At 71.5% G+C, this 26264-nt stretch carries 17 protein-coding genes; 13 read left to right on the top strand and 4 right to left on the bottom strand.

Annotated elements, in window-relative coordinates; genetic code table 11:
• The first annotated feature begins 89 nt into the window (after positions 1-89).
• The 12 genes from WMF22_RS40560 (at position 90) to WMF22_RS40505 (ending at position 21312) form a co-directional block, all read left to right on the top strand.
• Positions 90-5630, top strand: a complete 5541-nt coding sequence (locus WMF22_RS40560) for an amino acid adenylation domain-containing protein (protein WP_438033205.1) — start codon at positions 90-92, stop codon at positions 5628-5630.
• Positions 5627-7408: an ABC transporter ATP-binding protein gene (locus WMF22_RS40555; protein ID WP_438033204.1), complete on the top strand. Its 1782-nt coding sequence runs from the start codon at positions 5627-5629 to the stop codon at positions 7406-7408. The genes WMF22_RS40560 and WMF22_RS40555 overlap by 4 nt, the downstream gene beginning before the upstream one ends.
• A complete protein-coding gene (locus WMF22_RS40550; protein WP_437295296.1) occupies positions 7405-9144 on the top strand; it encodes an ABC transporter ATP-binding protein in 1740 nt (579 codons plus the stop codon). The genes WMF22_RS40555 and WMF22_RS40550 overlap by 4 nt, the downstream gene beginning before the upstream one ends.
• Entirely contained in the window at positions 9141-10250 is a 1110-nt protein-coding gene (locus WMF22_RS40545) for a saccharopine dehydrogenase NADP-binding domain-containing protein (protein WP_438033203.1), read from the top strand. Before WMF22_RS40550 ends, WMF22_RS40545 begins: the two co-directional genes overlap by 4 nt.
• The gene (locus tag WMF22_RS40540; RefSeq protein ID WP_438033202.1) at positions 10247-12409 is read left to right on the top strand and encodes a methyltransferase; all 2163 of its coding nucleotides are present in this window, start codon (positions 10247-10249) and stop codon (positions 12407-12409) included. The genes WMF22_RS40545 and WMF22_RS40540 overlap by 4 nt, the downstream gene beginning before the upstream one ends.
• Positions 12410-12429: 20 nt before the next feature.
• Entirely contained in the window at positions 12430-14742 is a 2313-nt protein-coding gene (locus tag WMF22_RS40535) for a methyltransferase (protein ID WP_438033201.1), read from the top strand.
• A complete protein-coding gene (locus tag WMF22_RS40530) occupies positions 14739-15929 on the top strand; it encodes a cytochrome P450 (RefSeq protein ID WP_438033200.1) in 1191 nt (396 codons plus the stop codon). Before WMF22_RS40535 ends, WMF22_RS40530 begins: the two co-directional genes overlap by 4 nt.
• Positions 15926-17071 carry a Gfo/Idh/MocA family oxidoreductase gene (locus WMF22_RS40525; protein WP_438033199.1) on the top strand — a complete coding sequence of 382 codons (1146 nt, stop codon included), beginning with the start codon at positions 15926-15928 and terminating at the stop codon, positions 17069-17071. The genes WMF22_RS40530 and WMF22_RS40525 overlap by 4 nt, the downstream gene beginning before the upstream one ends.
• 30 nt (positions 17072-17101) lie before the next feature.
• On the top strand, positions 17102-17833 hold the full coding sequence (locus tag WMF22_RS40520; RefSeq protein ID WP_438033198.1) for a VOC family protein: 732 nt from the start codon (positions 17102-17104) through the stop codon (positions 17831-17833).
• Positions 17834-17869: 36 nt separating this feature from the next.
• Entirely contained in the window at positions 17870-19486 is a 1617-nt protein-coding gene (locus WMF22_RS40515) for a (2,3-dihydroxybenzoyl)adenylate synthase (RefSeq protein WP_438033197.1), read from the top strand.
• Between the two features lie 287 nt (positions 19487-19773).
• Positions 19774-20550 (top strand): thioesterase II family protein, encoded by a 777-nt coding sequence (locus WMF22_RS40510; RefSeq protein ID WP_438033196.1) that lies wholly within the window; start codon positions 19774-19776, stop codon positions 20548-20550.
• A gap of 72 nt (positions 20551-20622) precedes the next feature.
• A complete protein-coding gene (locus tag WMF22_RS40505) occupies positions 20623-21312 on the top strand; it encodes a tRNA-uridine aminocarboxypropyltransferase (protein ID WP_437295287.1) in 690 nt (229 codons plus the stop codon).
• Between the two features lie 25 nt (positions 21313-21337).
• Here WMF22_RS40505 and WMF22_RS40500 read toward each other — a convergent pair whose 3' ends face one another.
• From WMF22_RS40500 to WMF22_RS40490, 3 genes are all read right to left on the bottom strand, one after another.
• Positions 21338-22240, bottom strand: coding sequence for a CAP domain-containing protein (locus tag WMF22_RS40500; protein ID WP_438033195.1), 903 nt, complete (start codon positions 22238-22240; stop codon positions 21338-21340).
• A 600-nt stretch (positions 22241-22840) separates the two neighbouring features.
• Positions 22841-23365, bottom strand: a complete 525-nt coding sequence (locus tag WMF22_RS40495) for a hemerythrin domain-containing protein (protein ID WP_437295284.1) — start codon at positions 23363-23365, stop codon at positions 22841-22843.
• 183 nt (positions 23366-23548) lie between these two features.
• The gene (locus WMF22_RS40490) at positions 23549-23776 is read right to left on the bottom strand and encodes a hypothetical protein (protein WP_437295283.1); all 228 of its coding nucleotides are present in this window, start codon (positions 23774-23776) and stop codon (positions 23549-23551) included.
• 282 nt (positions 23777-24058) lie between these two features.
• Between WMF22_RS40490 and WMF22_RS40485 the strand changes: the two genes are divergently transcribed.
• Positions 24059-25342, top strand: coding sequence for a hypothetical protein (locus tag WMF22_RS40485; RefSeq protein WP_438033194.1), 1284 nt, complete (start codon positions 24059-24061; stop codon positions 25340-25342).
• An 18-nt stretch (positions 25343-25360) separates the two neighbouring features.
• Here the strand turns inward: WMF22_RS40485 and WMF22_RS40480 are convergent, their stop codons facing one another.
• On the bottom strand, positions 25361-26254 hold the full coding sequence (locus WMF22_RS40480; protein ID WP_438033193.1) for a class I SAM-dependent methyltransferase: 894 nt from the start codon (positions 26252-26254) through the stop codon (positions 25361-25363).
• Between the last annotated feature and the right edge of the window lie 10 nt (positions 26255-26264).

Below are 26264 nucleotides of genomic sequence, written 5' to 3'. Positions count from 1 at the left end.
CCGGAGCCGGCGCGCGGGAGAGCGCTTCGCCGGTGAGTTCATCGTCTGATGTGACGCTCGTCGTCAACAAGCTACAGGAGCTTACGTCCATGCCCGTTGCCGGGATCATCGAAGAGCTGAAGACGCTGGGGGTCGATCTGTGGGCGGAATCGGGGCAGCTCCGGTTCCGTGCGCCCAAGGGGTTGCTCACGGAAGACAGGATGACGGTGCTGCGCGCGCACAAGGCGCAGATCATCGATTTTCTGGCGGCAAACCAGGGGGTGGTCGTCGCCGCCGACGAGCAGGGGCGTCATGAGCCGTTCCCGCTCACCGACGTGCAGGCGGCCTACCTGCTGGGGCGCCAGAGCTCCTTCGGTTACGGCGGTGTCGCCTGCCACGGGTACCTGGAGGTGACGTATCCAGAGCTCGACCCCGCGCGCCTCGCCGACGCCTGGAACCTGCTGATCGAGCGGCATGAGATGCTGCGCGCCGTCATCGAGCAGGACGGCTACCAGCGCGTCCTGCCCGCGGTACCCCGGTACCCCATCCGGTCGACTGACCTCCGCGGCGCGCCCGCCGCCGAGGTGGAGCGCGCGTTATGCGGCATCCGCGCCGAGATGGACCACCGGATGTACGAGACCACCGCATGGCCGCTGTTCGAGCTGCGGCATACCCGCACCAGCGGCGGCGATGTCGTGCACTTCTCGCTCGACTCGCTGATTGCCGACTGGGCGAGCGCCGGGATCTTCTTCGAGGAGCTCGACCTCCTCCTCGCCGGCCGCAGCGACGAGCTGCGACCGCTGGACCTCCGCTTTCGCGATTACATCTTCGCGGAGCGGCGGCTGCGCGAGACAGGGCGTTACCAGCGTGACCGCCAGTACTGGCTCTCGCGCGTCAACGATCTGCCCCCCGCGCCCGAGCTCCCGGCGCTTCCATCGGCCGCGGAAGCCGGGCCCGTGCGCTTCCGCCGACACCACGGCCGCCTGTCCGCCGAGCGCTGGGAGCGCCTCCGCCAGCGCGCCGGCGAGCGAGGTCTCACGGCCTCGATCGCCGTGCTGGGCGCCTATGCGGCGGTGCTGCAGCGCTGGAGCCGCCGCCAGCGGTTCAGCCTCAACCTCACGCTGCTCAACCGCCTGCCGCTGCACCCGCACGTCGACCGGATCGTCGGAGACTTCACGTCGGTCAGCCTCCTGGACGTGCAGGCGGCGTCCGGGCGCAGCTTCAAGGAATGGGCTGCGCGGCTCGGCGATCAGATGTTCGCCGATCTCGATCACCGGCTGTTCACGGGGGTCGAGGTGCTGCGCGAGATGACCCGCCGGCGCGGGCGGGAAGCCGCGCTGATGCCGGTCGTCTTCACCAGCGCCATCGGCCTCGGCGCGCGGCGCCGACCCACGAGCGGCCGGCGCTTCGGCCATGGCGTCACGCAGACCCCGCAGGTCTACCTCGATTGTCAGGTCATGGATGACGCCGACGGGCTCGAGGTCAACTGGGACGTGCGTCAGGGCATCTTCCCGGACGGCCTCATCGACGACATGTTCGGCGCGCTGCAGCGGCTGCTGGAGGATCTCGCGGAGCGCTCCGAGGCATGGGACGCCGTCGAGCCGGTCGCGTTGCCCGGATGGCAGGCGCAGGAGCGCGAGCGGGTCAATCAGACAGGCTGTCCGCTGCCGGACTCCCTCTTGCACCGAGGGTTTTGGGAGCAGGCCGCCCGCGACCCCGGCGCGGTGGCGGTGATCGGCCACGCGGGCAGCTTGACGTACCGCGACCTCGCGCTGAGGGCGGCCTCGGTCGCAGAGGCGCTGCGAGACGGCGGCTGTACCGCGGGCGACCGCGTCGCCGTCGTCATGACCAAGGGGATCGAGCAGATCGTCGCGGTGCTGGGCGTGCTGCTCGCGGGCGCGGCCTATCTGCCGCTGGACGCCACGCAGCCACGGCTGCGCATCGAGAAGGTGCTGTCGAACGCGGCGGTGCGACAGGTCCTGACCCAGTCGTGGATCTCCGCGGCGGCCAAGCTGCCGGACGGCCTGCGGGTGATCGACGTGGACACGCAGGCGCCTGCGCAGGCCTTCCCCGAAGCGCCGGTGGGCGACCCCGACGCGCTGGCGTACGTGATCTACACCTCCGGCTCCACGGGTGATCCGAAGGGGGTCATGATCACCCACCGGGCGGCGCTGAACACCATCGACGACATCCACCGTCGCTTCGGGGTGACCGGATCGGACCGGGTGCTGGGCCTCGCCCAGCTCGGCTTCGACCTGTCCGTGTACGACATCTTCGGCACGCTCGCCCTCGGCGGGACGCTCGTGCTCCCGGATCCCGACCGCGGCGCCGATCCCTCCCACTGGGCGGATCTCCTCGTGAAGCATGAGGTGACCCTGTGGAACTCCGTGCCTGCGCAGCTCCAGATGCTGGCGAGCTACCTGCAGACAGAGCCTGTCGCGGTTCGCTCGTTGCGCATGGCGCTGCTGTCCGGCGACTGGATCCCGGTCACGCTGCCCGACCAGATCCGCCGGTTCATTCCTGACCTGACGCTCATCGGGCTCGGGGGCGCGACCGAGGCGGCCATCTGGTCGAATTACCATCGCATCGAGCGCGTCGACCCGGCGTGGACGAGCATCCCCTACGGGGTGCCGCTCGCCAACCAGGGCTTCCGCGTCCTCGACGCGTCGCTCCGCGACGCGCCGGTGTGGGTCCCTGGAGAGCTGTACATCACCGGGCACGGCCTTGCGGCGGGGTACCTGGGCGATCCGGAGCTCACGGCAGCGCGCTTCTTCGACCATCCCGTCGATGGACAGCGCCTTTACAGGACCGGAGATCTCGGGCGCTATCTCCCCGGCGGATCCATCGAGTTCCTCGGACGCGAGGACAGCCAGGTCAAGATCCGCGGGCACCGGATCGAGCTCGGCGAGATCGAGGCCGCGCTGCTCGCGCATCCGGCGGTCGGCGCCGCCGCGGCCGTGGTGGCCGGCAAGGACCCCACGGATCGCACGCTGCTCGGCTTCGTCGAGCTCGCGCGGCGCGGCGCGCCTGCGGACGAGGATCTGGCCACGTCGCAGGCTCGCCTCGTGTCTGCGGCGCGGCAGTTCGCCGACAAGGAGGTCAGCGGCGTGACCGCGGCCCAGGTGAGCGAGGCGACCCGAGCGCTGCGCGACGCCTCGTTCGCGTCCATGATGAACGCGCTTTCCGAGCGCGGGCTCTTCGCCGGTCCGCGCGACACGCACTCGGCCGAGGAGATCCTGCGCGAGGCGCGCGTCCACGACCGCCATCACTGGCTCGTTCGTCGCTGGCTGGGGCTCCTTTCAGAGGCGGGATGGCTCACGTACCACGAGGACAGCCGCCGTTACGCGCAGCGCAGGGGCGCCGGCGCGACGGCGGTCCACGACGCCTGGCGGCGGTTCGAGGAGCTTTCGTCGTCGTCCGGGCTGTGTACGCCCGAGTTCGTCCAGTACCACAGAGCGCACGTGGAGCGGCTGCACGCCTTGCTCGAGAACCAGCAGAACCCGTTCGAGCTGCTGTTCCCGCAAGGGAAGCACGACGTGGCGCTCTCGGTGTACCGCGACGACGCGATCGCGCGTTACAACAACCACGCGGTCGCGGCGCTCCTGTACCGGATCGCCGCGGCGCATACGGACGGCGCCCCCCTGCGGGTGATCGAGATCGGCGCCGGCACGGGGGCCACCACCGGCGTTGTCCTCCCGATGCTCGACGGCCATGACGTCGACTACCTGTTCACGGACCTGACGGCGTTCTTCCTGGCCGACGCGCGCGAGCGGTTCCGGGAGCGCCCGTGGGTCCGGTTCGGGCAGCTCGATCTGAACGAGGATTACCGCGCCCAGGGCTTGCTGCCGAGCTCCGCGGACGTCGTGCTGTGCGCCGGAATGCTGAACAGCACCCGCAACGTCGAAGCCGCGGTGGCGGCGGCGGTGGAGCTGCTCGGGCCGTCGGGGTGGCTCGTGTTCACCGAGCCTACCGCCGATCACCCGCACGTCCTGCTCACCCAGGGCTTCATGATGGACCCCTCGGGCGCGGACCGGGAGCGCGGCACCACCAAGTTCCTGTCCACCGAGCAGTGGCAAGGCCTGATCGCGAAGAGCGGCGGTGAGCTGGTGCTCCGCCTGCCGGACGACGACCATCCGATGGCGGCCTGTGGCATGCACATGTTCGCTGCGCGCTTCAAGACCGACCGGGCCCGGGTCGGGACCGACGAGCTCACGAGCTTCCTCGGGCAGCGGCTGCCAGCGCACATGGTGCCTGCGCATCTGCAGGTCGTCGACCGGCTGCCGCTCACGGCGAACGGCAAAGTCGACCGCAAGGCGCTCGCCGCCCTGCGGCCCGCGGCGTTCATCGACAGCGCCGGGAAGGAGGCCGATGCGACGCTGGACGAGCTGGAGAGCCGGCTGTGTGCGCTCTGGGCGAGCGCGCTCGGCATCGCGCGGATCGGCAAGGGCGAGAACTTCTACGACCGCGGCGCCGACTCGCTGATCCTCGCCAGGGTGGCAGGGCGACTGCGCGAGGAGGTGCCGGAAGCCGCGCCGTTCGCCTACGACACGCTCCTGCGGCAGATGCTCAACGAGCCGACCGTCGACGCGCTTGCGCGCGCGCTGCGCAGGCAAGACGGCGCCGCGCACGCGCCGAGCGGCGCTGGGCCGGGCGCGGAGGCTTCCTCCAGCGGCGGCAAGACCGCGCAGGTCGCGCAGCGCCGGGAGGGCAGCAATTCGTTGATCCTCTCGTTCGGCGGCGGGGACGGGCCGGCGCGGGTGATGTTCCACGCGGCGCTGGGCACCATGGATTACTTCCAGCACCTGGGGCGGGCGCTCGCCGCCCAGAACCTGGGGCCCGTCCTGGGCTTCGCTGTCGCCGACCCCGAGCTGTACCTCGCCATTCCCCCGAAGGAGCTCGTCGCGCGCGTGTCCGACGATTACGCGCAGCGGCTCATCGATGAAGGCTTCACGCGGTTTCAGCTCATCGGCTACTGCCTCGGCGGGCTGCTCGCCACCGAGGTGGCCCGGCGGCTGCTCGAGCGCGGGATGTCGGTGGACCTGGCGCTCGTCGACAGCATCCCCATGTTCATCGAGACCGACGAAGAGCTCGCGTTCGAGGCGATCTTCGCGCCGAATCTGAACCTGGATCCGGTGAAGGCCGTCTTCGGCGACGACGTCGACAGCGCCGACGTGTACCGCGCCATCGAGAAGCTGATGGTCGAGTACGATCGCAAGATTCCGGCCGGCGCAATGGCCAGGCTCGGCGGAGACCCCGGGCTGGAATCGGTCGCCGCCGCCGTGCGCAGGCAGTCCGCGCGCAGTCAGGACGAGCGCCTGGCCAGCTATGCGAAGGCGGCGGCCGCCCAGGCCGGGGTGCCCGTCGGACCCGAGCTCATCCCGGCGCTGTTCCGGACCTGCAGGCACAGCATGCGCGCCGCGCGGTTCGATCCCGAGCCGTACGTCGGCGATATGACGTTCTTGCGGTGCGACGAGGAGCAATCCTTCGGCATCACCGCGGGCGTCGGGCACCTGACGGCGCCGTTCTGGGAAGGCGTCTGCCTCGGCGAGTTCAAGCTGATCGACGTGCCCGGCAACCATTTCAGCGTCATCGAGCCGCCGCATGTGAATGTCGTGGCCGAGCACCTCGCGGTATCGTTGCGCCACACATGAGAGAGCATCGAGAGAATCGGCAGAAGGACGGGGCGCTCCGCGAGCTGCGCCGCCCGATAGCAGGGCTGACGCGGCTCGGGATCTTCCTGGGCGGCGTCGGGGCGCTGACGACCCTCGTCCCGTTCATCGGTATCGCCGAGCTCGCGCGGATCCTGGTCGCGTCAGGCCCGATCGACAGCGCGAAGGTGGCCTCTGTCGCGCTGATCATCGTTGTCGGCCTCGGCGTCGGATGGACATGCACCGGAACGGCGCTGTGGGTGACCCACCTGGCCGACCATCGGCTTCAGGCCATCCTGCGGCGCGCGCTGGTGCGCAAGCTGGGCGAGGTGCCGCTGGGGTGGTATTCCGACAAGACGTCAGGGGTGGTCCGCAAAGCGGTCCAGGACGACCTGGAGGACCTGCACCATCTCGTCGCGCACCACGATGTCGAGCTCGTCTCGGCCATCGTCCTTCCGCTCGGCGGCCTCCTGTACCTGTTCTGGCTGGACGTTCGGCTGGCGCTGCTCGCGATCGCCACGCTGCCCATCTACATCGTCGCTTACGCATGGATGATGCGGGGCTTCGCCGAGAAGATGATGCAGCTCGACGCGAGCTTCGCCAGGGTGAGCGCCGCGATCGTCGAGTTCGTGCACGGCATCGCGGTCGTGAAGGCGTTCGGCCAGACGGGCCGCGCTCACCAGAGCTACCAGCGCGCCGTCAGCGATTTCAGCGACCGGTACGCCGGCTGGGTGCGGCCGCTGCTCCGGCTCGAGGCGCTGACCTCGATGGCCCTGTCGGTGCCCGTGATCATGCTGGTGAGCCTGACGGTCGGCGCCTGGTTCATCCGGGAGGGCTGGGTGAGCCCCATCGACCTGCTCGCCGAGACCCTTGTCGCCGTGGTCATCCCGCAGACGGTGCTCACGCTGAACCAGGGGCTCACGGCCCAGCGCAAGGCCGTGGCGGCGGCGGAGCGCGTGGCCTCGCTGCTCGACGAGCCGTCATTGCCCATCACGACGACGCCAGAGGCGCCGCGCGGGGCGGGGGTGCAGTTCGATCACGTCTCGTTCAGCTACGACGGCTCGAGGAGCGTGCTCTCCGACGTGAGCTTCGCTTGCAGGCCTGGCACGGTGACCGCGCTGGTCGGGACCTCGGGCGCGGGGAAGTCCACGCTGGCAAAGCTGGTGCCCCGGTTTTATGACGTGACCGGCGGCGCTGTCCTGCTCGGCGGCGTCGATATACGGAACATCGCGCCGGACGTGCTGTACCGGAACGTCGGCTTCGTTCTGCAGGACGTCCAGCTGGTCCATGGAACGGTCGCCGACAACCTGCGCCTCGGCCGGCCCGAGGCCAGCGACGCAGAGGTCGTCGCCGCCGCGCGCGCCGCGCAGATCCACGACCGGCTCGTCGCGCTTCCCAGGGGATATCGGTCGGTGATCGGCGAGGACGCCATCCTGTCCGGCGGCGAGGCGCAGCGGCTGTCCATCGCGCGCACGCTGCTCGCGGACACCGCGGTGCTGATCCTGGACGAGGCGACGGCGCACGCGGATCCGGAGTCAGAAGCGCAGATCCAGGACGCGCTGTCCGCGGTCGCGCGCGGGCGCACCGTGATCGTCATCGCCCACCGGCTGGCGACGATCACCGGCGTCGACCAGATCGTCGTTCTCGACGAGGGCCGCGTGCGCGAGCGCGGCACGCACTCCGCGCTGCTCGCCGCGGACGGGCTCTACGCCAGGATGTGGCGCGCTCACGCCGAGGGCGACATGGCGGCTGCCGCTGCAGCGGTGGGTGAAGCCTCATGATCCGGCAGCTGACCAAGATCCTGGGACCGCAGCACGCAAGGGCGCTGCACGTCTATTTCGGCTGGCTCATCGTCTACTCCGTCGTTCAGGGGGTGGCGATGGCGTTCCTCGTCCCGGTCCTCAAGGCGCTGCTCGGCGGGGACCTGGGCGAGGCGCTGCGCTGGCTGCTCCTCCTTGCCGCGGTCGTCGCGGTGACGTGCGTGGCCCGTTACCAGCAGACGATGAAGGGCTTCGCGCTCGCGCTGGTCGTCCTGACCACGCTGCACGACCGGCTCGGCAACCACGTCGCCCGCCTGCCGATCGGCTGGTTCTCCTCGGAGAAGGTCGGCCGTCTCTCACGGAGCGCGACGGGCGGCACCATGATGGTCACCAACGTGTTCGCCCACCTCCTGACCCCGGTGGTGAGCGGCATCCTGACGCCCGCGACGATCGCGGTCGCCATGCTGTTCTTCGACTGGCAGCTCGGGTTGACGGCCATCGCTTGCACGCCGCTGATCTACCTGACGCACCGCTGGTCGTCGGCGTGGATCGGCCGAACCGAGGAGCAGGTCGACGCCGCGGGGGCGCTCGCCAGCAACCGGGTCGTCGAGTTCGCGCGCAACCAGCAGGTGCTTCGCGCCTTCGGCCGGGCCACGGGGGGTTATGCGCCGCTCGAGGAGGCGATCGATGGGCAGCGCGCCGCGGGCGGGTCGATGCTGCGCCAGACCTTCCCCAGGTTGCTCGCGGGCGGTCTGTCGGTGCAGCTCGCGTTCGCCGCGCTGATCGCTGTCGGCGTGGTGCGCGCGCTCGATCGGTCGATCGATCCGATCGAGCTCGTCGCGCTGCTGGCGCTGGCCGCCAGGTTCGTGGGGCCGCTGGCCGAGGCCGCGGGGCGGAGCGGGCTCTTGCGGATGGCGGGCAACGATCTGGAGCGGCTGTCCGCCATCTTCGACGAGGCGCCGCTGCCCGAGCCGGAGCGCTCCAGGCCCGTCGCGGCGCCGGGGGAGATCGAGCTCTGCGATGCCGTGTTCGGCTATCAGCCGGGCGCTCCCGTGCTCCGTGACGTGTCCTTCCGGATAGCGCCGAGGACGATGACGGCGATCATCGGGGCATCCGGCTCGGGGAAGACCACGATAACACGGCTGATCGCGCGCTTCTTCGATGTCGACGCGGGCTCGGTGCGGGTGGGCGGCGTGGATGTCCGCGAGCTCTCCACGGAAGACCTGATGGCGCAGCTGTCGCTGGTCATGCAGGACGTCTATCTGTTCGATGACACGCTGGAGGCGAACATCCGGGTGGGCCGGCTGGACGCCACGGACGCGGAGGTGCGCGAGGCCGCCCGCCTGGCCGGCGTGGAAGAGATCATCGGGCGCCTGCCGCAGGGCCTGAAGACCCGGGTCGGCGAGGGCGGAGCGTCGCTGTCCGGCGGGGAGCGCCAGCGGGTGTCGGTCGCCCGAGCCGTGCTCAAGGACGCTCCCATCGTGCTGCTGGACGAGGCGACGGCGGCGCTCGACCCGGAGAACGAGCGTTACATCCAGAGCGCGATGCGGACGCTGATGCACCGGTCGACCCTGCTGGTCATCGCGCACCGGCTGCCGACCATCGTGTCCGCGGATCAGATCCTCGTGCTCGACGGCGGCCGCATCGTCGAGGCGGGAACGCATCAGGAGCTCCTGGCGCGCAACGGGCGGTACACGGCGTTCTGGAACGAGCGCCGCCGCGCCCACGGATGGCGGCTGGTGGAGGCTGCGGGATGACGATCGGCATCTTGGGAGGTTATGGCGACGTCGGCGCGCAAGCGGTCCGGCGGCTCGCGTCGCTCGGCGTCGGGCCGCTGCGGATCGGCGGGCGAAACCTCGATGCGGCCCGTCGCTTCGCGAAGGAGCTGTCCGTGGGAGCGGTCGAGCACCAGGCGGTCGATTTCCGGGACGACGCGTCGTTGCGCCGCTTCGTCGGTGGTTGTCGGATCGTGCTCAACTGCGCAGGTCCATCTCACGCCATCGCGGACCGCGCGGCGAGGGCAGCCGTGGAAGCAGGCGCCGACTACGTGGACGCCGCCGGCGATGATGCGCTGTACGCGCTCCTGGACGACGAGGCGTACCGCACGCGCGGGCGCGTGGCCGTGCTCTCTGCGGGGCTGCAGCCTGGCCTCACGGCGCTCTTGCCGCGATGGGCGGCGCAGCGGGCTTTCAGCCAGGTCCACGGCATGCGCAGCTATTTCGGCGTGCTGGACCGCTTCACCGAGGTCGCCGCGGACGACTACCTCCAGGCGGCCACGGACGGGGTGAGCGAGCCGCTCGCGGCATGGCGAGAGGGACGTCGCTCCGGGGTGCTGACCCGGGCGCGCAACGTGGAAGTCCCGTTCTTCCCCGGTCCGGCGACCTTGCTGCCTTACCTCAACACCGAAGGGGAGCGGCTCGCGGCGTCGCTCCGGCTCGTTCGAGGAGAGTGGTATACGGTCATCACAGGCCAGCACATCCTCACGGCCTTCGACCGCGCGCGCAGCCTCGAACGCCGCGAGGCGGTCGCGGCGTTATGCCGGGCCAGCTTGCTCGACCTCGCTGGACGCGAGCCTCACGTCCTCCTCGTCGCGCAGCTCGACGGCCTGCGAGACGGCGCCCCGGTCACGCGCACGCTGGTCATGCGCGGGCGGCGCAACGCCGAGCTCACAGGGACCCTGGCCGCGCTCGCCACGCTGGCGGTGGACCAGGGCCAGGTGCCCGCAGGGCGCCACTTCGCCGCGGCGGCGCTCGAGCCCCTGTCGACGGTCGGTCGCCTTCGCGAGAGCGGCGCGGTGACAGCGCTCGATCTGCTGGATACGTCGATCGACGCGCTCGGCGCTACCGAGGAGGGCTCCCTGTGACCGCCGGGATGCCTCTCGTGCTGTGCGGCGCCGGGTTCGGTCCTCTGCACCTGGCCGCGCTCCAGCGGCTGAACGGGCGCTTCCGCCTCATCGGCCAGCTCGCCGACGATGGCGAGGGCGCCCGGAGGTTCGCCGATCAGGCCAGGATACCGCTGTGGACCCGGCCGGATCAGGCGCCCCTCGGCGCCGGCGTGAGCTGCTGGGTAGCGTCGACCGGGCACGGGGTGCCGGTGACCGAGCGCGCCGTCGACCTCCTGGGGCGGGGCAGCGCCGTGCTGGCGGAGGCGCCGCTCGAGCACGATGAGCTCGCGACGTGCCTGCGGCAAGCGCGCCTCTCCCGAGCTGCCTTCCGGGTGGCAGCGGTCGCCTCTGCCACGCCGGCATCCCGGCGGCTCCTCGGCGCAGCGCAGGTGTTGCGCGCGCGCACGCCGGTCAGGTACGTCGCGGCGACCTGCACGAGAGCGTCGATCCAGGCGCTGCTCCGCCTCCTGGGAGACGCGCTCGGCGCCCTGCGCCCCTGGCAGATCCGTGAGCCGGCGCCGCTCGGGAGCGGGCTTGTCGTGCTCGGAGGCAGCCTCGCGGGGGTTCCCATCGTCCTGCGCGTGCGCAACGAGGTGTCGTCAGAGGCGCAGATGCTCGTCGAGCTCGCCCTGGGCAGCGACGCCGGCGAGCTGAGGTTGACCGGGGTTCACGGCGACGTCCTCTGGACCGCACACGCCACGGGGTCTGGCGTGCTGCTCGGCGGAACGGACGCGCCGGCCGAGCGCGAGACCCTGAGCTGGCTGCGCGCGACCCGCGGCGAGCTGACGGCGTTTGCCAATGCCATCGAGAGCCCAGGCGCAGCCGCCAGCGAGGCTCAGGTTCAGCTCACGTTGTGCCGCCTCCGGCACGACATCCTCGCCGCGCTCGGCTCGGCGCTGGCGCGCGCCGACGCGGAGGCCGTCCCCGCCGCGGATCTGGCCGCCGCGGCCGTGGAGGCCGCCGCCGACGACGCCGGCGGTGAGGCGCCCGGCGTTCCGTCGGCCGGCGAGACACACGAGGCGGGCCTGAGGCTCACTCGGCTGCTGGAGCCCGCGCCGGGGAGGGACGCCCTGGCGCACCTCCCGGGGGCGATGCAGCGACTCGAGGCGATCAGCCTGCGGGCCATCGGGGAGCTGCTCGTAGCGAGCGGCGCCGTGCATCCCGGAGGCGAAGCGCGCACCGCGGAGGAGATCGTCTCGGCGCTGGGCGCGGCGCCGCGGCACGCATGGCTCGTCCGGCGGTGGCTCGCCGCGCTGCGCGACCACGGTGTGCTCAGCAACGTGGCGGATAAGTACGCGTGGCGACGGGCCCTGCGGGACGCCGGCGCGGCCGCCGACCTGCCCGACGCGTATGCCGCGCTCGGCTTCCCGCCCGCGATGGCGGAAGTCCATAAGGCCGCGCTGCTCCGCCTGCACGCGCTCGTGCGCGACGATCTCTCGATTCAGCAGCTCTTGTTTCGCGAGCGGCAGGACCTCTCCGACCTCGCCGCCTACCAGGACAACGTCTTCACCGCTTACCTGAGCGCCGCAGGCGCTCACCTCGTGCGCCGCTGCGCGGAGCTGCGGCACCGGCCGCTGCGCGTGCTCGAGCTCGGCGGAGGCGCCGGGCTCACCACGACAGCCGCGCTGCGGGCCCTCGACGGCGCGCCGATCGACTACCTGTTCACCGACATCGCGCGCGCGTTCACGGCCGCGGCGCAGGAGCGGTTCGGCCGCCATCGCGGGGTGCGCGCTGCCGTGCTCGACATCAACATCGATTTCACGGCGCAGGGGGTGGAGCCGCACGCGGCGGACGTCGTGCTCGCGGGCAATGTCCTCCACAACGCCGCGCATACGGGCCGGACGCTGCGCCGCATCCGCCGCGCGCTCGCCCCCGGCGGGTGGCTCGTCTTCACGGACTCCACACGAGAGAACTGCGCGATCCTGACGGCGATGCAGTTCCTGCTGTCTCCTGCGGCCGGCTCGCCGCCGCTCGGCAGCGAGGACCGGCGCGCCGGGACCGATCAGGTGTTCATCGACGCGCCCGGCTGGAATGAGGAGCTCCTGGCCGCGGCCTTCGTGCCGCGGTTCGTCCTTCCTTCGCTCGAATTACCCCTGGCCGTGGCAGGCCAGCACCTGTTCTTCGCCACCGCCTGCTGACGACCACCCGAGGAGGTGCCATGACCGTGAGACAGATCATCGATGGGCTGGAGCGCCTCGGGAGCCGGGCGGCGCTGGTGTCGAGCGGGCGCGAGTGGACAGGAGCAGCGGTGCTCGACGCGACGTACCGCGCTGTCACGGCGCTGCGCCAGCGCGGGGCCGCCGCGGGCCGCACGCTGAGCTGGAGCGCCGGAGACAGGCCTCAGGCCCTGTCGGTCCGGCTGGCCGCCATGCTGCTCGGCGCGCGGTTCTCCGCCGAGCCGCTGGCGAGCGACGGCGGCGATGTCCTGAAGATCACGGACGCCGACCTGTCCTCGCTCGACGGGGCGAGCGCCTGCGAGCCCCGCCTGGCGGACGACGCGCCGTTCTCCGTGGTTCGCGGATCGTTCGTGTGGTCGAGAGCGGTGTTCTGCGAATCGGTGGCTGCCCTGCGCGACGCGATCGGCCCTTCGCCTGCGCGCACGGCGGTGCTCTCGCCGCTGGCCGGGTTCGGCGGGGATGCGGTGTTCGCGAGCTGGAGCGCCGGCGCCGCCGTCCACCATCACGCGGTCGACGTGAGCGCCGCGAGCGCCGCGAGCCCGGCCAAGGCCCTCTCGTTCCTCGAGCGAGCGGCCCCGGACTGCGCGATCGTGTCAGCGACGCTGCTGCGCAGCCTCCTGGCCCACCCGGCGGCCGCGCTCGCCGACCTCGGGGCGCTGCGGCGCATCGTGTACGACGCCGGCGCTGGCGCCGGTGGAGCGCTCTCCGCCGAGTCGTCCGCGGCCGTGCGGCGCGTCTTCGGCGCAGAGCTCGTGGACAGGATCGCCGGGGAAGCCGGGCTCGTGCCCGTGGAGCGCGAGCTGCGCAGAGCCGAGCAAGAAGCGGCGCGCATCGCGGAGCTCGTGATGAGCCATCCGGGCGTGGCGGCGGCGGCGGTGATCCCCTCCGACGGCGGCGGCTGGGCGATCTTTGCCGTCCCCGCGAAGCGTGCCAGCGACGATGCCGACGGGGACGCGAGCGGACAGCGCCTGATCGCCAAGGCGACCGCCGCGCTGGACGCCGAGCTCGCCAAGACCGACCTGAACCGGGCGATCGCGGCCGTGGAGCGGCTGGGGCAGACAGCGCTGCTGTCGATGCTCAACGCGCTTGGCCGCAGCGGCCTTTTTACCGACACGGCCGCCGCCCACACCGTGGACGAGGTGCTCGCGCGGGCGCGGGTCGCCGCCGCGCACCGGCCGCTCATCCGCCGCTGGCTCAGGGTGCTCACGGAGCAGAAGCTGCTGCGCCGGGACGGAGATCGGCTGAGCGCCGTGGGCCCGGTCTGCGTCTTCTCGGACGCCGCGCTGGCGCGCGCATGGGACGAGCTGAAGGGAGAATGGCTGGCCACGGTCGGCGCGGCCGGCACGATCGACTACGCGGTCCGCAACGCCGACCGATTGCCCGACCTGATCTCCGGCGCGGTGCGGGCCGTCCACCTGTTGTTCCCGGAAGGGCGCACCGACCTCGCCAGGGCCTTGTATCGCGAGAGCATCGCCGCCCGGTACCAGCACCGCGCCGTCGGTCTCCTCGTGAGCAGGATTGCCAGGGAATGGCCCGGGCAGCGGCCGATACGGCTGCTCGAGGTCGGCGCCGGCACGGGGGCGACCTCCGAGTCGCTCCTGCCGGAGCTCTCGGGCGCCGAGGTCGACTACCTCTACACCGACGTCTCCAGGTACTTCCTCGATCAGGCCGCCCCGCGGCTCACGGGGCACCGGTGCGTGCGCTTCGGCCTCTACGACATCAACGTCGCGCCGAGAGAACAGGGCTTCGTCCCGAGCTCGTTCGACGTGATCATCGGCGGGGGCGTGCTCAACGCCGCGCGGAACACGGATGCCTCCCTCCGCTGGCTCAACGAGCTGCTCGGCCCCGGCGGCTGGCTCGTCCTGACCGAGCCCACGGTCGAGGAGTTCTGGGTCATGGCCTCCCAGGCCTTCATGCTGGACGACGCCAGCGACGGCAGGGCCGAGACGGAGTCGACGTTCCTCACGCTGCCTCAGTGGAACGCGGCGCTGGACGGCGCTGGCCTCCAGCGCGTCCTCGGGCTGCCCCGGGACGGCCACCCGCTGGAGCGGCTCGGCCATCGTGTGTTCGCGGCCCGGACCAAGATGGATCGGGCGCTGCTGACCTCGGAGCGCCTCTCCGAGCATCTCGGCGAGCGCCTGGGCGCCTTCGCCAGCATCGAGATCGTGGATGAGCTGCCGCTCGCCGCAGGCGGCGCCCTCGACCGCGAGCGGCTGCGGGACTGGGCCGCGCGCCGCCGGCGCTTCGATTCCCGCCCGCTTTCCACGGCGGCATCACAAGGACGAACGCAATGACCACCGCGACGAATCCCCCCATCCAGTATCCGTTCAATCTCTTCGACGGCATCGCGCTCGCCTCTGCGTACTCCCGCGCTCAGCAAACGCCGGGGCTGCTCAAGGTCAAGCTGCCTTACGGCGAGCCGGCGTGGCTCGCGACCCGCTACGAGGACGTCCGCTTCGTGCTGTCCGACCGGCGGTTCAGCCGCGAGGAGGCCACGAAGCGCGCGGACGCCCCGAGGGCGCTCCCGCGCATCGCCGGCGGGATCGTCATGATGGACCCGCCCGAGCTGACCCGCATCCGCAACCTGGTCACCCAGGCGTTCACCAACCGGCGCGTGGAGCAGCTGCGCCCGCACGTCCGCGACCTCGCCAACGAGCTGATCGACAGGATGGTGGCCAAAGGCCCCCCTGCCGATCTCGTGCGGGACTACGCGCTGCCGATCCCGATGTCCGTGATCTGCGAGCTCCTGGGCGTTCCGGTGGCGGATCAGTCCAGGTTCAAGGAGTGGAACGACTCTCTGCTCTCGACCAACACGCAGACCGCGGAGCAGACGCAGCGGAACCTCGGCGAACTATCCCAGTACATCATGGGGCTGATCCGCCTACGCCGGGCCGAGCCGGGCGACGACCTGATGAGCGCGCTCATCGAGGCCCACGACGTGGACGACCGCCTGAACGAGCGCGAGCTGGTCCAGCTCTGCATCGCCATCCTGATCGCGGGATACGAGGCCACGTCCTCGCAGATCCCGAACTTCATCCACACGCTCCTGACCCATCAGGAGCAGCTCGCGCGCCTCAGGTCGGATCCCGGCCTCGTGGCGCAGGCGGTCGAGGAGCTGCTCCGCTTCGTGCCGGTCGCGTCCGCCGCGATGTTTCCGCACTACGCCGCCGAGGACGTCCAGGTGGGCGACACGCTGGTGCGCGCGGGTGAGCCCGTGTTTGCGTCGGTCGGCGCGGCCAACCACGACCCCCGCAAGTTCTCCGATCCACACCGGCTCGACTTCGATCGGGACGCGCGGGCGCATTTCGCGTTCGGTTGTGGGATGCATTATTGCATCGGCGCGTCGCTGGCCCGGGTCGAGCTCCAGGAAGCGCTGAGAGCGCTCGTGACCCGCTTGCCGGATCTGCGCCTCCACGCCGACGTCCAGTGGAAGACCGCGACGTTCTTCCGCGGCCCGCTGACGATGCAGGTGACCTGGTGAGCGCCGGCGGCGGCAAGAAGAAGCGCGTCGTCGTCGCCGGCACCGCCTTCGGGCGCATCTACCTCGATGCGGTCGCGTCGGCGCAGGAGTCATTCACGCTCGCCGGCGTGCTCGGGCGCGGCAGCGAGTTCTCCAGGAAGTGCGCCGAGCGCCACGGAGCGCCGCTCTACACCAGGGTGGAGGACATCCCCGGCGACATCGACATCGCCTGCGTGGTGGTGCGCTCGGGGGCGACCGGCGGCCCAGGCTCGGATCTGGCCACGGCGCTGCTCGAGCGCGGGATCCACGTGCTGCAGGAGCATCCCGTGCACGCCGCGGAGATCACCGCGTGCCTGAAGGCCGCGAAGCGGGGGGGCGCGGCGTATGCGGTCAACACGCTGTACCCGAACGTGCGCCCGATCCGGCAGTTTCTCGCCGCGGCGGAGTACATCAGGAAGCGCCAGCGCATCCAGTTCATCGACGCCGCTTGCAACAGCCAGGTCGCCTATCCGTTGCTCGACGTGATCGGCCGCGCCGCAGGCGACTTGCGCCCGTGGTCGTTCTCCGAATGCGCGCCGCGCGGAGGCCGGCCGTCGCCGGTCGCGGGCCAGCCGTTCCAGAGCCTGGGCGCGACCCTCGGCGGCGTGCCCGTGACCCTCCGCGTGCAGAACCAGGTCCACCCCGAGGATCCCGACAATCACTCCCTGCTCATGCACCGGATCTCGCTGGGATGCGACGCCGGCGTGCTGACCCTGGCCGACACCCACGGACCCGTCCTCTGGAATCCGCGCTTGCACTCGCCGCGCGACCCGACCGGGCGCCTGATCATGAGCGGCCCCGGCACCGACCGCCTCGCCGTGGAGAGCACGTCGATCCTGGGCGACCAGCACACGCGCAGCTATCACGACGTGTTTGCGCGGACGTGGCCCGACGCGGTCGTGGTCGCCTTGCAGGACCTGTGCGGCGACATCGCCGACCCGGCCCGCCGTATTCGCAGCGGCCAGTGGGCCCTGGGCGTGTCGCTCGCGTGGCGTGATCTGACGGAGCGGATCGGGATGCCCGAGCTCATCCGTCCGGAGACCCCGGAGCCGCTCCCTCTCGACGAGCTGCGTGCGGCGGCGCGCGCTGCGGCCGTCGATGCGGCCGGGAGCGGCGCGCGTTGATCGAGCGCCTGGCGCTCGGGAGAAATGAACATGGCGACTTCTTGCAGCCACGTCCTGGTATGGGTGCGCGACATTCATCGAGCCGTGCGCGACTACAGAGAGCTCGGGTTCAAGGTGGACTACGCGACACCCGAGCGAAAGGCCCAGCACGCGCACATCTGGTTCACGGAAGGCCCCATCGTCGAGCTGCTCACGACGCCGCGCAGCGCGCGGTGGTTCAAGTGGCCGATCGAGCTGATGGCCGGGCGCGGCTCGGGCCGGCGGATGATCCGCTGGTCCGAGCACGGTGAGGGCTTCTGCGACGTGGCGGTCGTGGTGGACACGCACGCTCTCGACCGTGAGCTCGCCGCGCTGCGGGAGGCAGGGGTCCCCGTCGGCAGAGCCATCGGGTGGCGGCGGACGAAGCCCGATGGCCAGGAGATCCGCTTCAAGTTTGCCTATCCGGCGAACGATCGTCTCCCGTTCATCGTGACCCCCTACGATCCACCTCAACATCCGGGAGAGAACCGCCATCCGAACGGGGCCAGGAGGCTCAGCCGGGTGCGCATGGGGGTCCGCGCCGAGCATCGAGAGGCGGTGCGCCGGATCGTCGGTGACGACCCGACGTTCGCGCTCGAGCCCGCCGAGGTCACGGGGGTCCGCGCCATCGAGATCGCCGGCCTGACCGCCGATCTCGACCCGACCCTCCTGCACGGCGCGGCCGTGCTGCCCGCCCGCCCGGACGCCGACCCGGGCCGCGCGCATCGAAGCGCAGGACAGTGAGCGCCGACGAACGTCGGTGAAAGCGAGGGAGCTCCCATGTTGAGTGGATGTGTCGATTGGCCCGCCGAGTTCGTGGATCGTTATCGGGAAGCGGGGTACTGGCGAGGCGAGCGCCTGGGCGAGATGCTGCGCACGCGGGCCCGAGCGACGCCGGCGCGCGTGGCCGTCGTCGACGGAGCGCGTCGCTGGACGTACCAGGAGCTCGACGAGCGCGCGGATCGCATGGCCGCCGGGCTGCGCCGGCTCGGCATCGCGCAGGAGCAGCGCGTCCTGGTCCAGCTGCCCAACATCGCCGAGTTTCTGCCCCTGTGCTTCGCGCTGTTCCGGATCGGGGCCATCCCGGTGCTGGCGCTGCCGGCGCATCGAGAGACGGAGATCGTGCATCTGGCAGAGCTCTCCCAGCCGGTCGCCTATGTGATCGCCGACCTGCATGTCGGCTTCGATTACCGGTCGCTCGCCCGCTCGGTGTGCAAGCGGGTGGCCAGCCTCCGGCATGTGCTCGTGGCGGGCGACGCAGAGGAGTTCGTGCCGCTCTCCGAGGTGGACGCGCCGCCGGAGATCATGGCCGGGCCGGACGCGCGCGATGTCGCCCTGCTCTTGCTGTCGGGCGGCACGACCGGCGCTCCCAAGCTGATCCCGCGCACCCACGACGACTATGTTTGCAACGTCCGCCTCAGCGCCGATGTGACGGGCCTGGACGCGAGCACCCGGTACCTGGTGAGCCTCCCCATCGCGCACAACTTCGCGCTAGGGTGCCCAGGCGCCCTCGGCGCCCTGTACGCCGGCGGAACCGTTGTGTTCTGCAAGGACCCGAGCCCCGAGGCGGCGTTTCGGCTGATCGAGCAGGAGAAGATCACCGTGACAGCCCTCATCCCGCCGCTCGTCCTGCTGTGGCTCGAGGCGGCGGAGTGGGTGCGGGCCGATCTGAGCAGCTTGCGGTGGATCCAGGCGGGAGGCGCTCGCCTCAAGGCCGAGACGGCGGCGCGGGTCCGACCCGTCCTCGGCTGCGGGCTGCAGCAGGTCTACGGCATGGCGGAAGGGCTGCTCAACTTCACGCGGCTCGACGACCCCGAGCCCGCCGTGATCGACACGCAAGGCCGGCCGGTCGCCGAGGACGACGAGGTGAGGATCGTCGACGCCTCGGATGTCGAGGTGGCGGACGGCGAGGTCGGTGAGCTGCAGGTCCGCGGTCCCTATACAATCCGCGGATATTATCGCGCGGAGGAGTACAATCGCCGGGCGTTCACCGCCGACGGCTTCTACCGGAGCGGGGATCTTGTGCGGCGGCTCGCCAGCGGGCATCTGGTGGTGGAGGGCCGGAGCAAGGACGTGATCAACCGGGGAGGGGAGAAGGTCCCGGTCGAGGAGCTCGAGAACCATCTCCTGGCTCACCCGGCGATCCGTGACGTCGCCATCGTCGGCATCCCGGACGCCACGATGGGGGAGCGCACCTGCGCCTGCATCATCGCGCGCGGCGAGGCGCCCACGCTCGCCGAGGTGAACGCCTACCTCAGCCGCCTGGGGGTGGCTGCGTTCAAGCTGCCCGATCGCTTGAAGGTCCTGGAGAGCTTTCCGCAGACGAGCGTGGGAAAGGTCAACAAGCGGGCCCTGGCGAAGCAGGTCTGTGGCGCCTCGCCGGCCATGCGCACCTAGAACAGCGATCAGCTTGGAAACGCGAGAAATGAGACGCCAGGACGCCAGAAGACGCCCAAAGACGCCAGAAGACGCCAGAAGACGCCAAAAAAACAATAAATATTGGCGTCTTCTGGCGTCTCTGGGCGTCTTCTGGCGTCCCAACTTCTCGCTGTTTGCGTGCGGCTTCAACCCGTTTGTCACTCTAGTGGACGGCTTGACCTCGATTCAGACGCCGATCGTTCCTCGAGACATCCACACCGACCCGAGAACCCATGAACAGATCTGCCCGAAGTTTGCGCCGCATCGTGAGCGCGTCTGCCCCGTCCAGCCCGCACCTGATCGTGTGCCCTTTCGGTGGTGGGAGCCATAGCGCCTTCCGCAGCTGGAAGGCGCTGTCGCAGGTGGACGTCTCGGCGTCCCTCGTGACCTACCCGGGGCGCGACCATCGTCTGCACGAGTCCGGCATGCAGAGCGTTCAGCACAGCGCGTCCGAGCTGGCGCACGAGCTGTGCGCGGAGCCACCCGGCGGCCAGTGGCTCTTGATAGGCCACAGCGTGGGGGCGCAGATCGCTTTCGAAGCCTGCCGCTTGCTCGAGCCGTGGGGCCGTGCGCCAGCCGGCCTCGTCCTGTCCGCATGCCACGCTCCCCATCTGATCCCACGCCGCATGCTCAGCCCGCTCGATGATGACGGGTTCGTCGAGGCGCTGATCCGCCTGGGAGGGTGTCCCGCGGAGTTCCGCGCCGACGCGCAGCTCAGAGAGGTGTTCCTGCCGATGCTGCGCGGCGATTTCCTCGCCTCGGAGAGCTACCGCCTCGCGCTGGACCGCTGTACCAGGCGTCTCCGGACGCCGACCCTCCTGCTCCACGGATCCGCCGACGATGAGGCCCGCCAGGACGAGGTGGAGGCGTGGAAGCACTGGCTGGAAGGGCAGGTCGAGCTGCGCGTGATGGCTGGCGATCACTTCTACATCACGCAGGATCCAGGGGCGTTCGTCTCGGAGGTGCTGCGCGTGTTCCGGCTCCCTTCGAGGTCGACGGCTCCCCTCGGACAGGCGCAGATGCCCTGGAGTTATTTCCCCTGAGATCCCACACTCCGGTGCGGGGCCGTTTGACCGGGGCGGCCTGCGCGTGGGAGAACGCCCGGCCCGGACGCGATGACGTTTCTCCCGCTGCAGCCGCCCGATCTGCCCCCCATCCGCGCGCGCGGGACGCCGCGCTGCCGCGGCTGCGGCTTGCCGCAGGCGATGTGCCTCTGCGGCGCGCTGCCCCGGCTCGCCGTGCGCACGCGCGTCGTGCTGCTCACCCACCGGATCGAGCGCACGCGGAGCACCAACACGGGCCGGCTCGTCGCGCGCCTGCTCGAGGGCGCGGAGGTGCGCGTGCGCGGCGAGATCGCGCCGCGGCCGCGCCCGCCGCTGCCGGAGGGCCGCCGGCTCGTGCTCTTCCCGTCGCCCGAGGCGCGCGCCCTCACGCCCGACGACGCGAGCGGCGAGCCGGTGGTGCTGCTCGTCCCTGACGGCAACTGGAACCAGGCGCGCCGTGCGGTCCACCGGGACGCCGACGCGCGCGGCGCCGAGCCGGTCACGCTGCCCGAGGGCGCGCCGAGCCGCTATGGCTTGCGCCGCGCGCCGCACGAGGGCGCCCTGTCGACGCTGGAGGCCGTCGCGCGCGCGCTCGGCCTGCTCGAGGGCGCGGCCATCGAGCGGCGCATGATGGAGGCGTTCGACGTGTGGGTGCACCGCGCGACGCGCGTGCGGCTCACCGGCAAGCTCGAGGAGGGCGCGGCGGTCCTGGGAGAAGATGAGTCCGCCGGCGCCCGCGGGGGCACGGCGCCCGACGGATGAGATCCGTGAGCGCTCGCCGCGCCCGTCACCGGAAGTTCTGCACCGCCCAGACGCTGCCGTCCGGGAAGGTGTGGAACCCGCAAGCCACCTTCGTGTAGCGGGTGCTGCTCATGTTGATGTAGTGGCCGTGCTTCTCGAAATCCTCGCCCGGCCCCTCGTCCCACATGAGCTGCAAACACGGGACGATCATCTCGTCCGGCGGGCCTCCCCACCCGGGGCACTCGTTCTGGGCGCTCTCCTTGCAAAGGCCGAACGCGCCGTGAAACTCGCCGGTGTTCCCGTCGGACTCGGCCTCTTCATCGGAGCACGACTCCGCCTCGACCCAGCGCGCGAGGGGCGGCAAGCCGAGCGTGGCGCGGTGCTGGTTGATCGTATCGACGCACAGCTGCGCCGCGCCCGTGGCGCCGCCCGAGCCGCCTGCGCCGCTCCCGGAGCCCTCGCCGCTCGAGCCTCCGGTGCCGGCCGTGGTCGAGGCCGTGGCCGAGCCCCCAGCGCCCTGCGTGGAGGAGCCGCCGGCGCCCTCGGCAGACGAGCCGCCAGCGCCCGCCGTGGCCGAGCCGCCAGCGCCGCCGGCGCCGCCGGCGCCCTGCGCAGACGAGCTGCTGGCGCCGCCGGCGCCCTCGCCGCTCGAGCCGCCTGCGCCTGCCGTCGCCGAGCCACCCGTGCCCTGGGCAGACGAGCCGCCGGCGCCGCCGGTCGCCGCGCCGGACGAGCCGCCGGTGCCCGCCGCGGCCGAGCCGCTGCTGCTGGTGCTCGGCCCGCTGCCGGAGTCTCCCGGGTGGATCACGACGCCGGCGCCGCTCGACGGCCCGCCGCCTTCGCCATCGAGCGACCCGTCGCCCACCTCACCGACGCAGCCCGACAGCACAGCACCGATGAACGTCGCGGCGAGCGCGACGGCGCATGAAGGAGTCCGAGGGTTAAGCATCCGTCGATTCTATGGGGCATTCGACGCATGCTCAACATCGACCGATCCTGCTTCACTTTTGCATGCTTGATCGGTTCAGGCCCGATTGGCGGGCTTCCCGCGTGTCTGTGCGGAGAGAAGCGCGCGTGTCGCACGAATATGTGTTCGTTTGCTTCGAATTCCACTCGTGCGAGATAAGACAGCCAGCGCACCACGACCGGCTCTCAGAGGTCGCCCCCGCGGGCCCGCGGCCCGTGGGAACTTGAACGCTCGCCGGGGCCTGGCCTCGTCTTCCGCCGATTCCGCCGGCCGAGGCGCGCGGCGCCTCCGCTGGAGATAGACGATCGTCGCGCCGGCGAGCGCGTTCGCGACCATGAGCGAGTTCGTCGCCACGAAGACCCAGCTCTCGAGCATCCAGCTGTAGAGGACGAATCCGAACGACGCGGCCAGCTGGCCGACGAAGAGCCACCTCGAGATGCCCTGGCTCGTCTTGCTCCTCCACTGCTTGTAGACCTGATTGCCGATGGTCAGCACGAGGATGGCAGAGCTGACCCAGCCGATCGCGTCTTTCATGTCTCACCGCCGGACCGCCGCGCGACCTCTCTCCTCGAGCGGGCCTCGTCAGGCCCGGGCCGCGCCGTTCGCGTGGCCCTCGTGGATCGCGTGGCTCGCCTGGTCCGCGGACGTCTTCTTGTAGCCCGCCGGCAGGAGCGTCTCGTAGCCCTCGGCCAGCCGCTGCTCGAACTCCGCCTTCATCGACCTGCCGAGCTCGCTGAGGCGCTTCTCGTCCACGGCCTTCTCGACCGCCGGGAAGAGCTCCTTCTCCTCCTCCTCGACGTGGTGCTGGATGAGCTCCTTCAGCGTCGTCACGCGCGCCTTGAACGAGAGATCGTCCGGGGAGGTCGAGAGCAGCCGCTTCAGCGCGAGCTCGGCGATGGCGTGCTCCTCGAAGCTCTCGAGGATCACGTCCTCCTTGATCTGCTGCACCGCGGGATAGAACGTCTCCTGCTCGATCGCCATGTGCGCGGCGAGCTCGTTGGCGAGCTCGGCGAGCACGAGCGCCGGATCCGATCTGCCGCTCTCGAGCTGCTTGAAGAGGGACTCCACCTTGCGATGCTGCTTCTCGAGCAATGACGTCGCCTTCATCTTCCTGCCTCCAGGGTGCGCCGCGCCTCGGCGCGGCCGGGGTTGTTCGGGGTTCATCGCCGGCCGGGGCGATCTCGCGCGCGAGGCGCTCCGGCCAGCCTTGCTACGGTTCGAGGCGCAGCGAGGGGCGAGCGCACCGGCTCGCCCCTCGCTGCGCGAACGGCCCGAGATCGCTCGTGGCCGCTAGTCGGTCTTCTCCTCGACTTTGTCACCCGCCTTCTCGGCCGCGTCGCCCGTCGACTCCGCGGCGTCCTTGGCCTCGTCCTTGACGTCGCGCGCGGCGTCGTCCACGGCCTCGCCCGCCTTCTCGGCAGGTCCCTCCGGCTGAGGCTTGCTGCCTCCGCAACCGATCACACCGACGCAACCGATGACCATGCTGCCCAGGAGCAGCGATCGAATCCCTGTTTTCACGGTATCCTCTCCTCCGCGCTCGACCATGTCAGCAATGCCCGGGCCAAACCGCGCCGAGCGCGCGCGCGTGCTCCTCGTCATCACACCCTCGGATCCAGGGGATCGCGCCCCTGAGACACATCGCCTCGACCGTGGCGTCCTGCGACGCGCCATGGCCGCCCGCCCAGGATCCGGGAGGCGGGCGCTCTTGGCGCAGGGGCAGGGGAGGCCCCGCACCGCAACGCGGGCGCCTCCGCTTGGCCTCCGCGGCGATCGGAGCAAGACTCCGCCCGGAACCGCGACATGACCCACGACTTCGCCAGCGCGCTCAGCGCCATCTTCACGGGCGAGCGAGCCCGCCTGCTGCACGTGATCGTGCCGGCACACGTCCACGGCCACACGCTGGCGCTGCTGCGGGCGCTCGGTGAAGCAGGCCCGGCGCCCCGTCCCGTCTGGGTCCTGGCCGATCCGGTCTACGGGCCCAGCCGCGGCTGGGCGGCCCGAGAGCGCTCGCTGTCGCGCGAGCTCGGCGCCCCGGCGGCGCTCGCGACGCCCGAGGACGGCCCGCTGCGCGAGCCGCTCGACGCCTTCGCCAGCGCCCTCGCGGCGCACGTCGCTGCCAGCGCCCCGGACGGGACCGCGGTCGTCGTGCTGGCGCCGCAGCACATCGACGACCCGCGCGCCTATGCCCGCGACCTCTTCTGGCTCGCGCACTGCCCCGACCTCGCGCTCGTGCGCTGGGTCCTCGTCGATCCTGCCCACTCGAGCGTCGGCGATCTGCTCGTGCGCCTCGGCGAGGGCGCGTCCCGCGTCGTGTGGCCGGAGGCCGACGGCGCGGCCATCGCCGATCTCGAGCGCGTGATCACCGATCTCTCGGCGCGCGGGCGGCGCCTGCCCGCCGATCTGGAGCTGCGCATCGCCGCCGGGTCGCCCCTCCGCGCCCCGGAGCTGCTCCCCGCGCGGCGCCTCCTGCACGAGGCGGACACGTGTTTTCACGCGGGGCGGCACGCCGACGCCGCGCAGCTCCAGCAGCAAGCCGAGGAGATGCTTGCGAGCCGGGGGCTGGGCGAGGAGGCCCTCCACATCGCCATGCAGCGCGCGCGCTCGCTGATCGCGGCGGGCGTTGTCGAGGAGGGGCATCGGGTGTTCGTCGCCGCGCTGAAGGAGGCGGAGCGGCGCGGCCTGTTCGCGATCGTGCCCGAGGCCTACGCCTCGCTCGGCAGCCTGCACAGCAAGCAGCGCCGCTTCCTGGACGCGTCGGAGGCGTACGCGCGCGCGGGAGAGCTCGCGGACCGCCGAGGGAGCCACGAGTTCGCGGCGGACATGCACCGCTGCTCCGGCCACGCGGCGCTCAACGCCGACATGCCGGACGCCGCGGCGACGGCGTGGCGGCGGGCGTTCGAGCTGCTCGGCTCCGTGGCCCCGACCGTCGGCGCGCTGGAGAAGCCCCAGCAGATCGTCGTGCTCGGGCTCTCCCTTGCCGACGTCTTCGAGGAGCACGGCAACCTCCCTGCCGCGCGCGGGCTGCGGGGGCACGCCGAGGCCATCGAGACCCGCCACCCGCGGCGCTCCGCGACGTGGAGCTGAGGCGCGGCGCCGGCCGGGTCAGGCCGCCGGGCGCGCGGGCGGCGGGCCAGCGCCCGGGCCGGGCCGCTCGGCGACGAGGAGCCGGGTGTTCGTGGCCGGGTTGGACGGCGCGAACGGGGCTCCAAGCTGCCGTGCCCAGTCCGCTACGCCCGTGTCGCGCAGCGCCTGGAACCCGGCCCGCTCGACCTCCGCGAGCATCACCTCGCGCCGGCGCAGGCCGATGAGCGGCTCGCTCCAGAGCCACGTGAGCAGGCGGATGATGCGCTGCGCCCGGCGCGGTTCGGGCGGTTCCATGTAGTACACGAGGAGGACGCTGCCCGGCGCCGAGGCGTCGGCGAGCGCCCGCAGCGCCGACCGCAGCGCCTCGTCCGACAGGTACATCACCACCCCCTCCCAGACCCACGCGGTCGGCTCGTCGGATCGATGGCCGGCCGCCGAGAGGCACGCGGCGAGCGCGTCGCGCTCGAAGTCGACGGGCACGTAGGTCAGCTGCTCCACGAGCGGCGGCAGCCCCGCCGCCTTGCGCCGCTTGAAGGCCTGCGTCGCCGGGTGATCGATCTCGAAGAACCGGGTCGCCGAGAGCGCCTTCATCCGGAAAGCGCGCGTGTCGAGCCCCGCCCCCAGGCTCGCGACCTGGCGGCACCCGAGCGCCACCGCGCGCTCGAGCTCGATGTCGATGGCCATCACGCGCAGCGGGACCGCGGAGAGCCGGCCGAGGGCGCGCGCGCGCTTCGCGGGGTCCAGGCGCCGGAGCCGGCGCGCGAACAGCGCCAGCGCGGCGCTCCACCCGCGCGACAAGAGCCGGTGGACGACCGGATCCTCGAAGCCCGGGACATCGGTCAGGCCCTGGTCCGCGAGCGCTCGGATGAGGGCGACGATGGATGCCGTCTGGCTGGGGCGACGCTCACGCATGCCTCGTGCA

The sequence above is a fragment of the Sorangium sp. So ce204 genome (genome assembly GCF_051526795.1).
GTDB classification, from domain to species: Bacteria; Myxococcota_A; Polyangia; order Polyangiales; family Polyangiaceae; genus Sorangium; species Sorangium cellulosum_B.
This window is presented reverse-complemented; position numbering and strand designations above follow the sequence as displayed.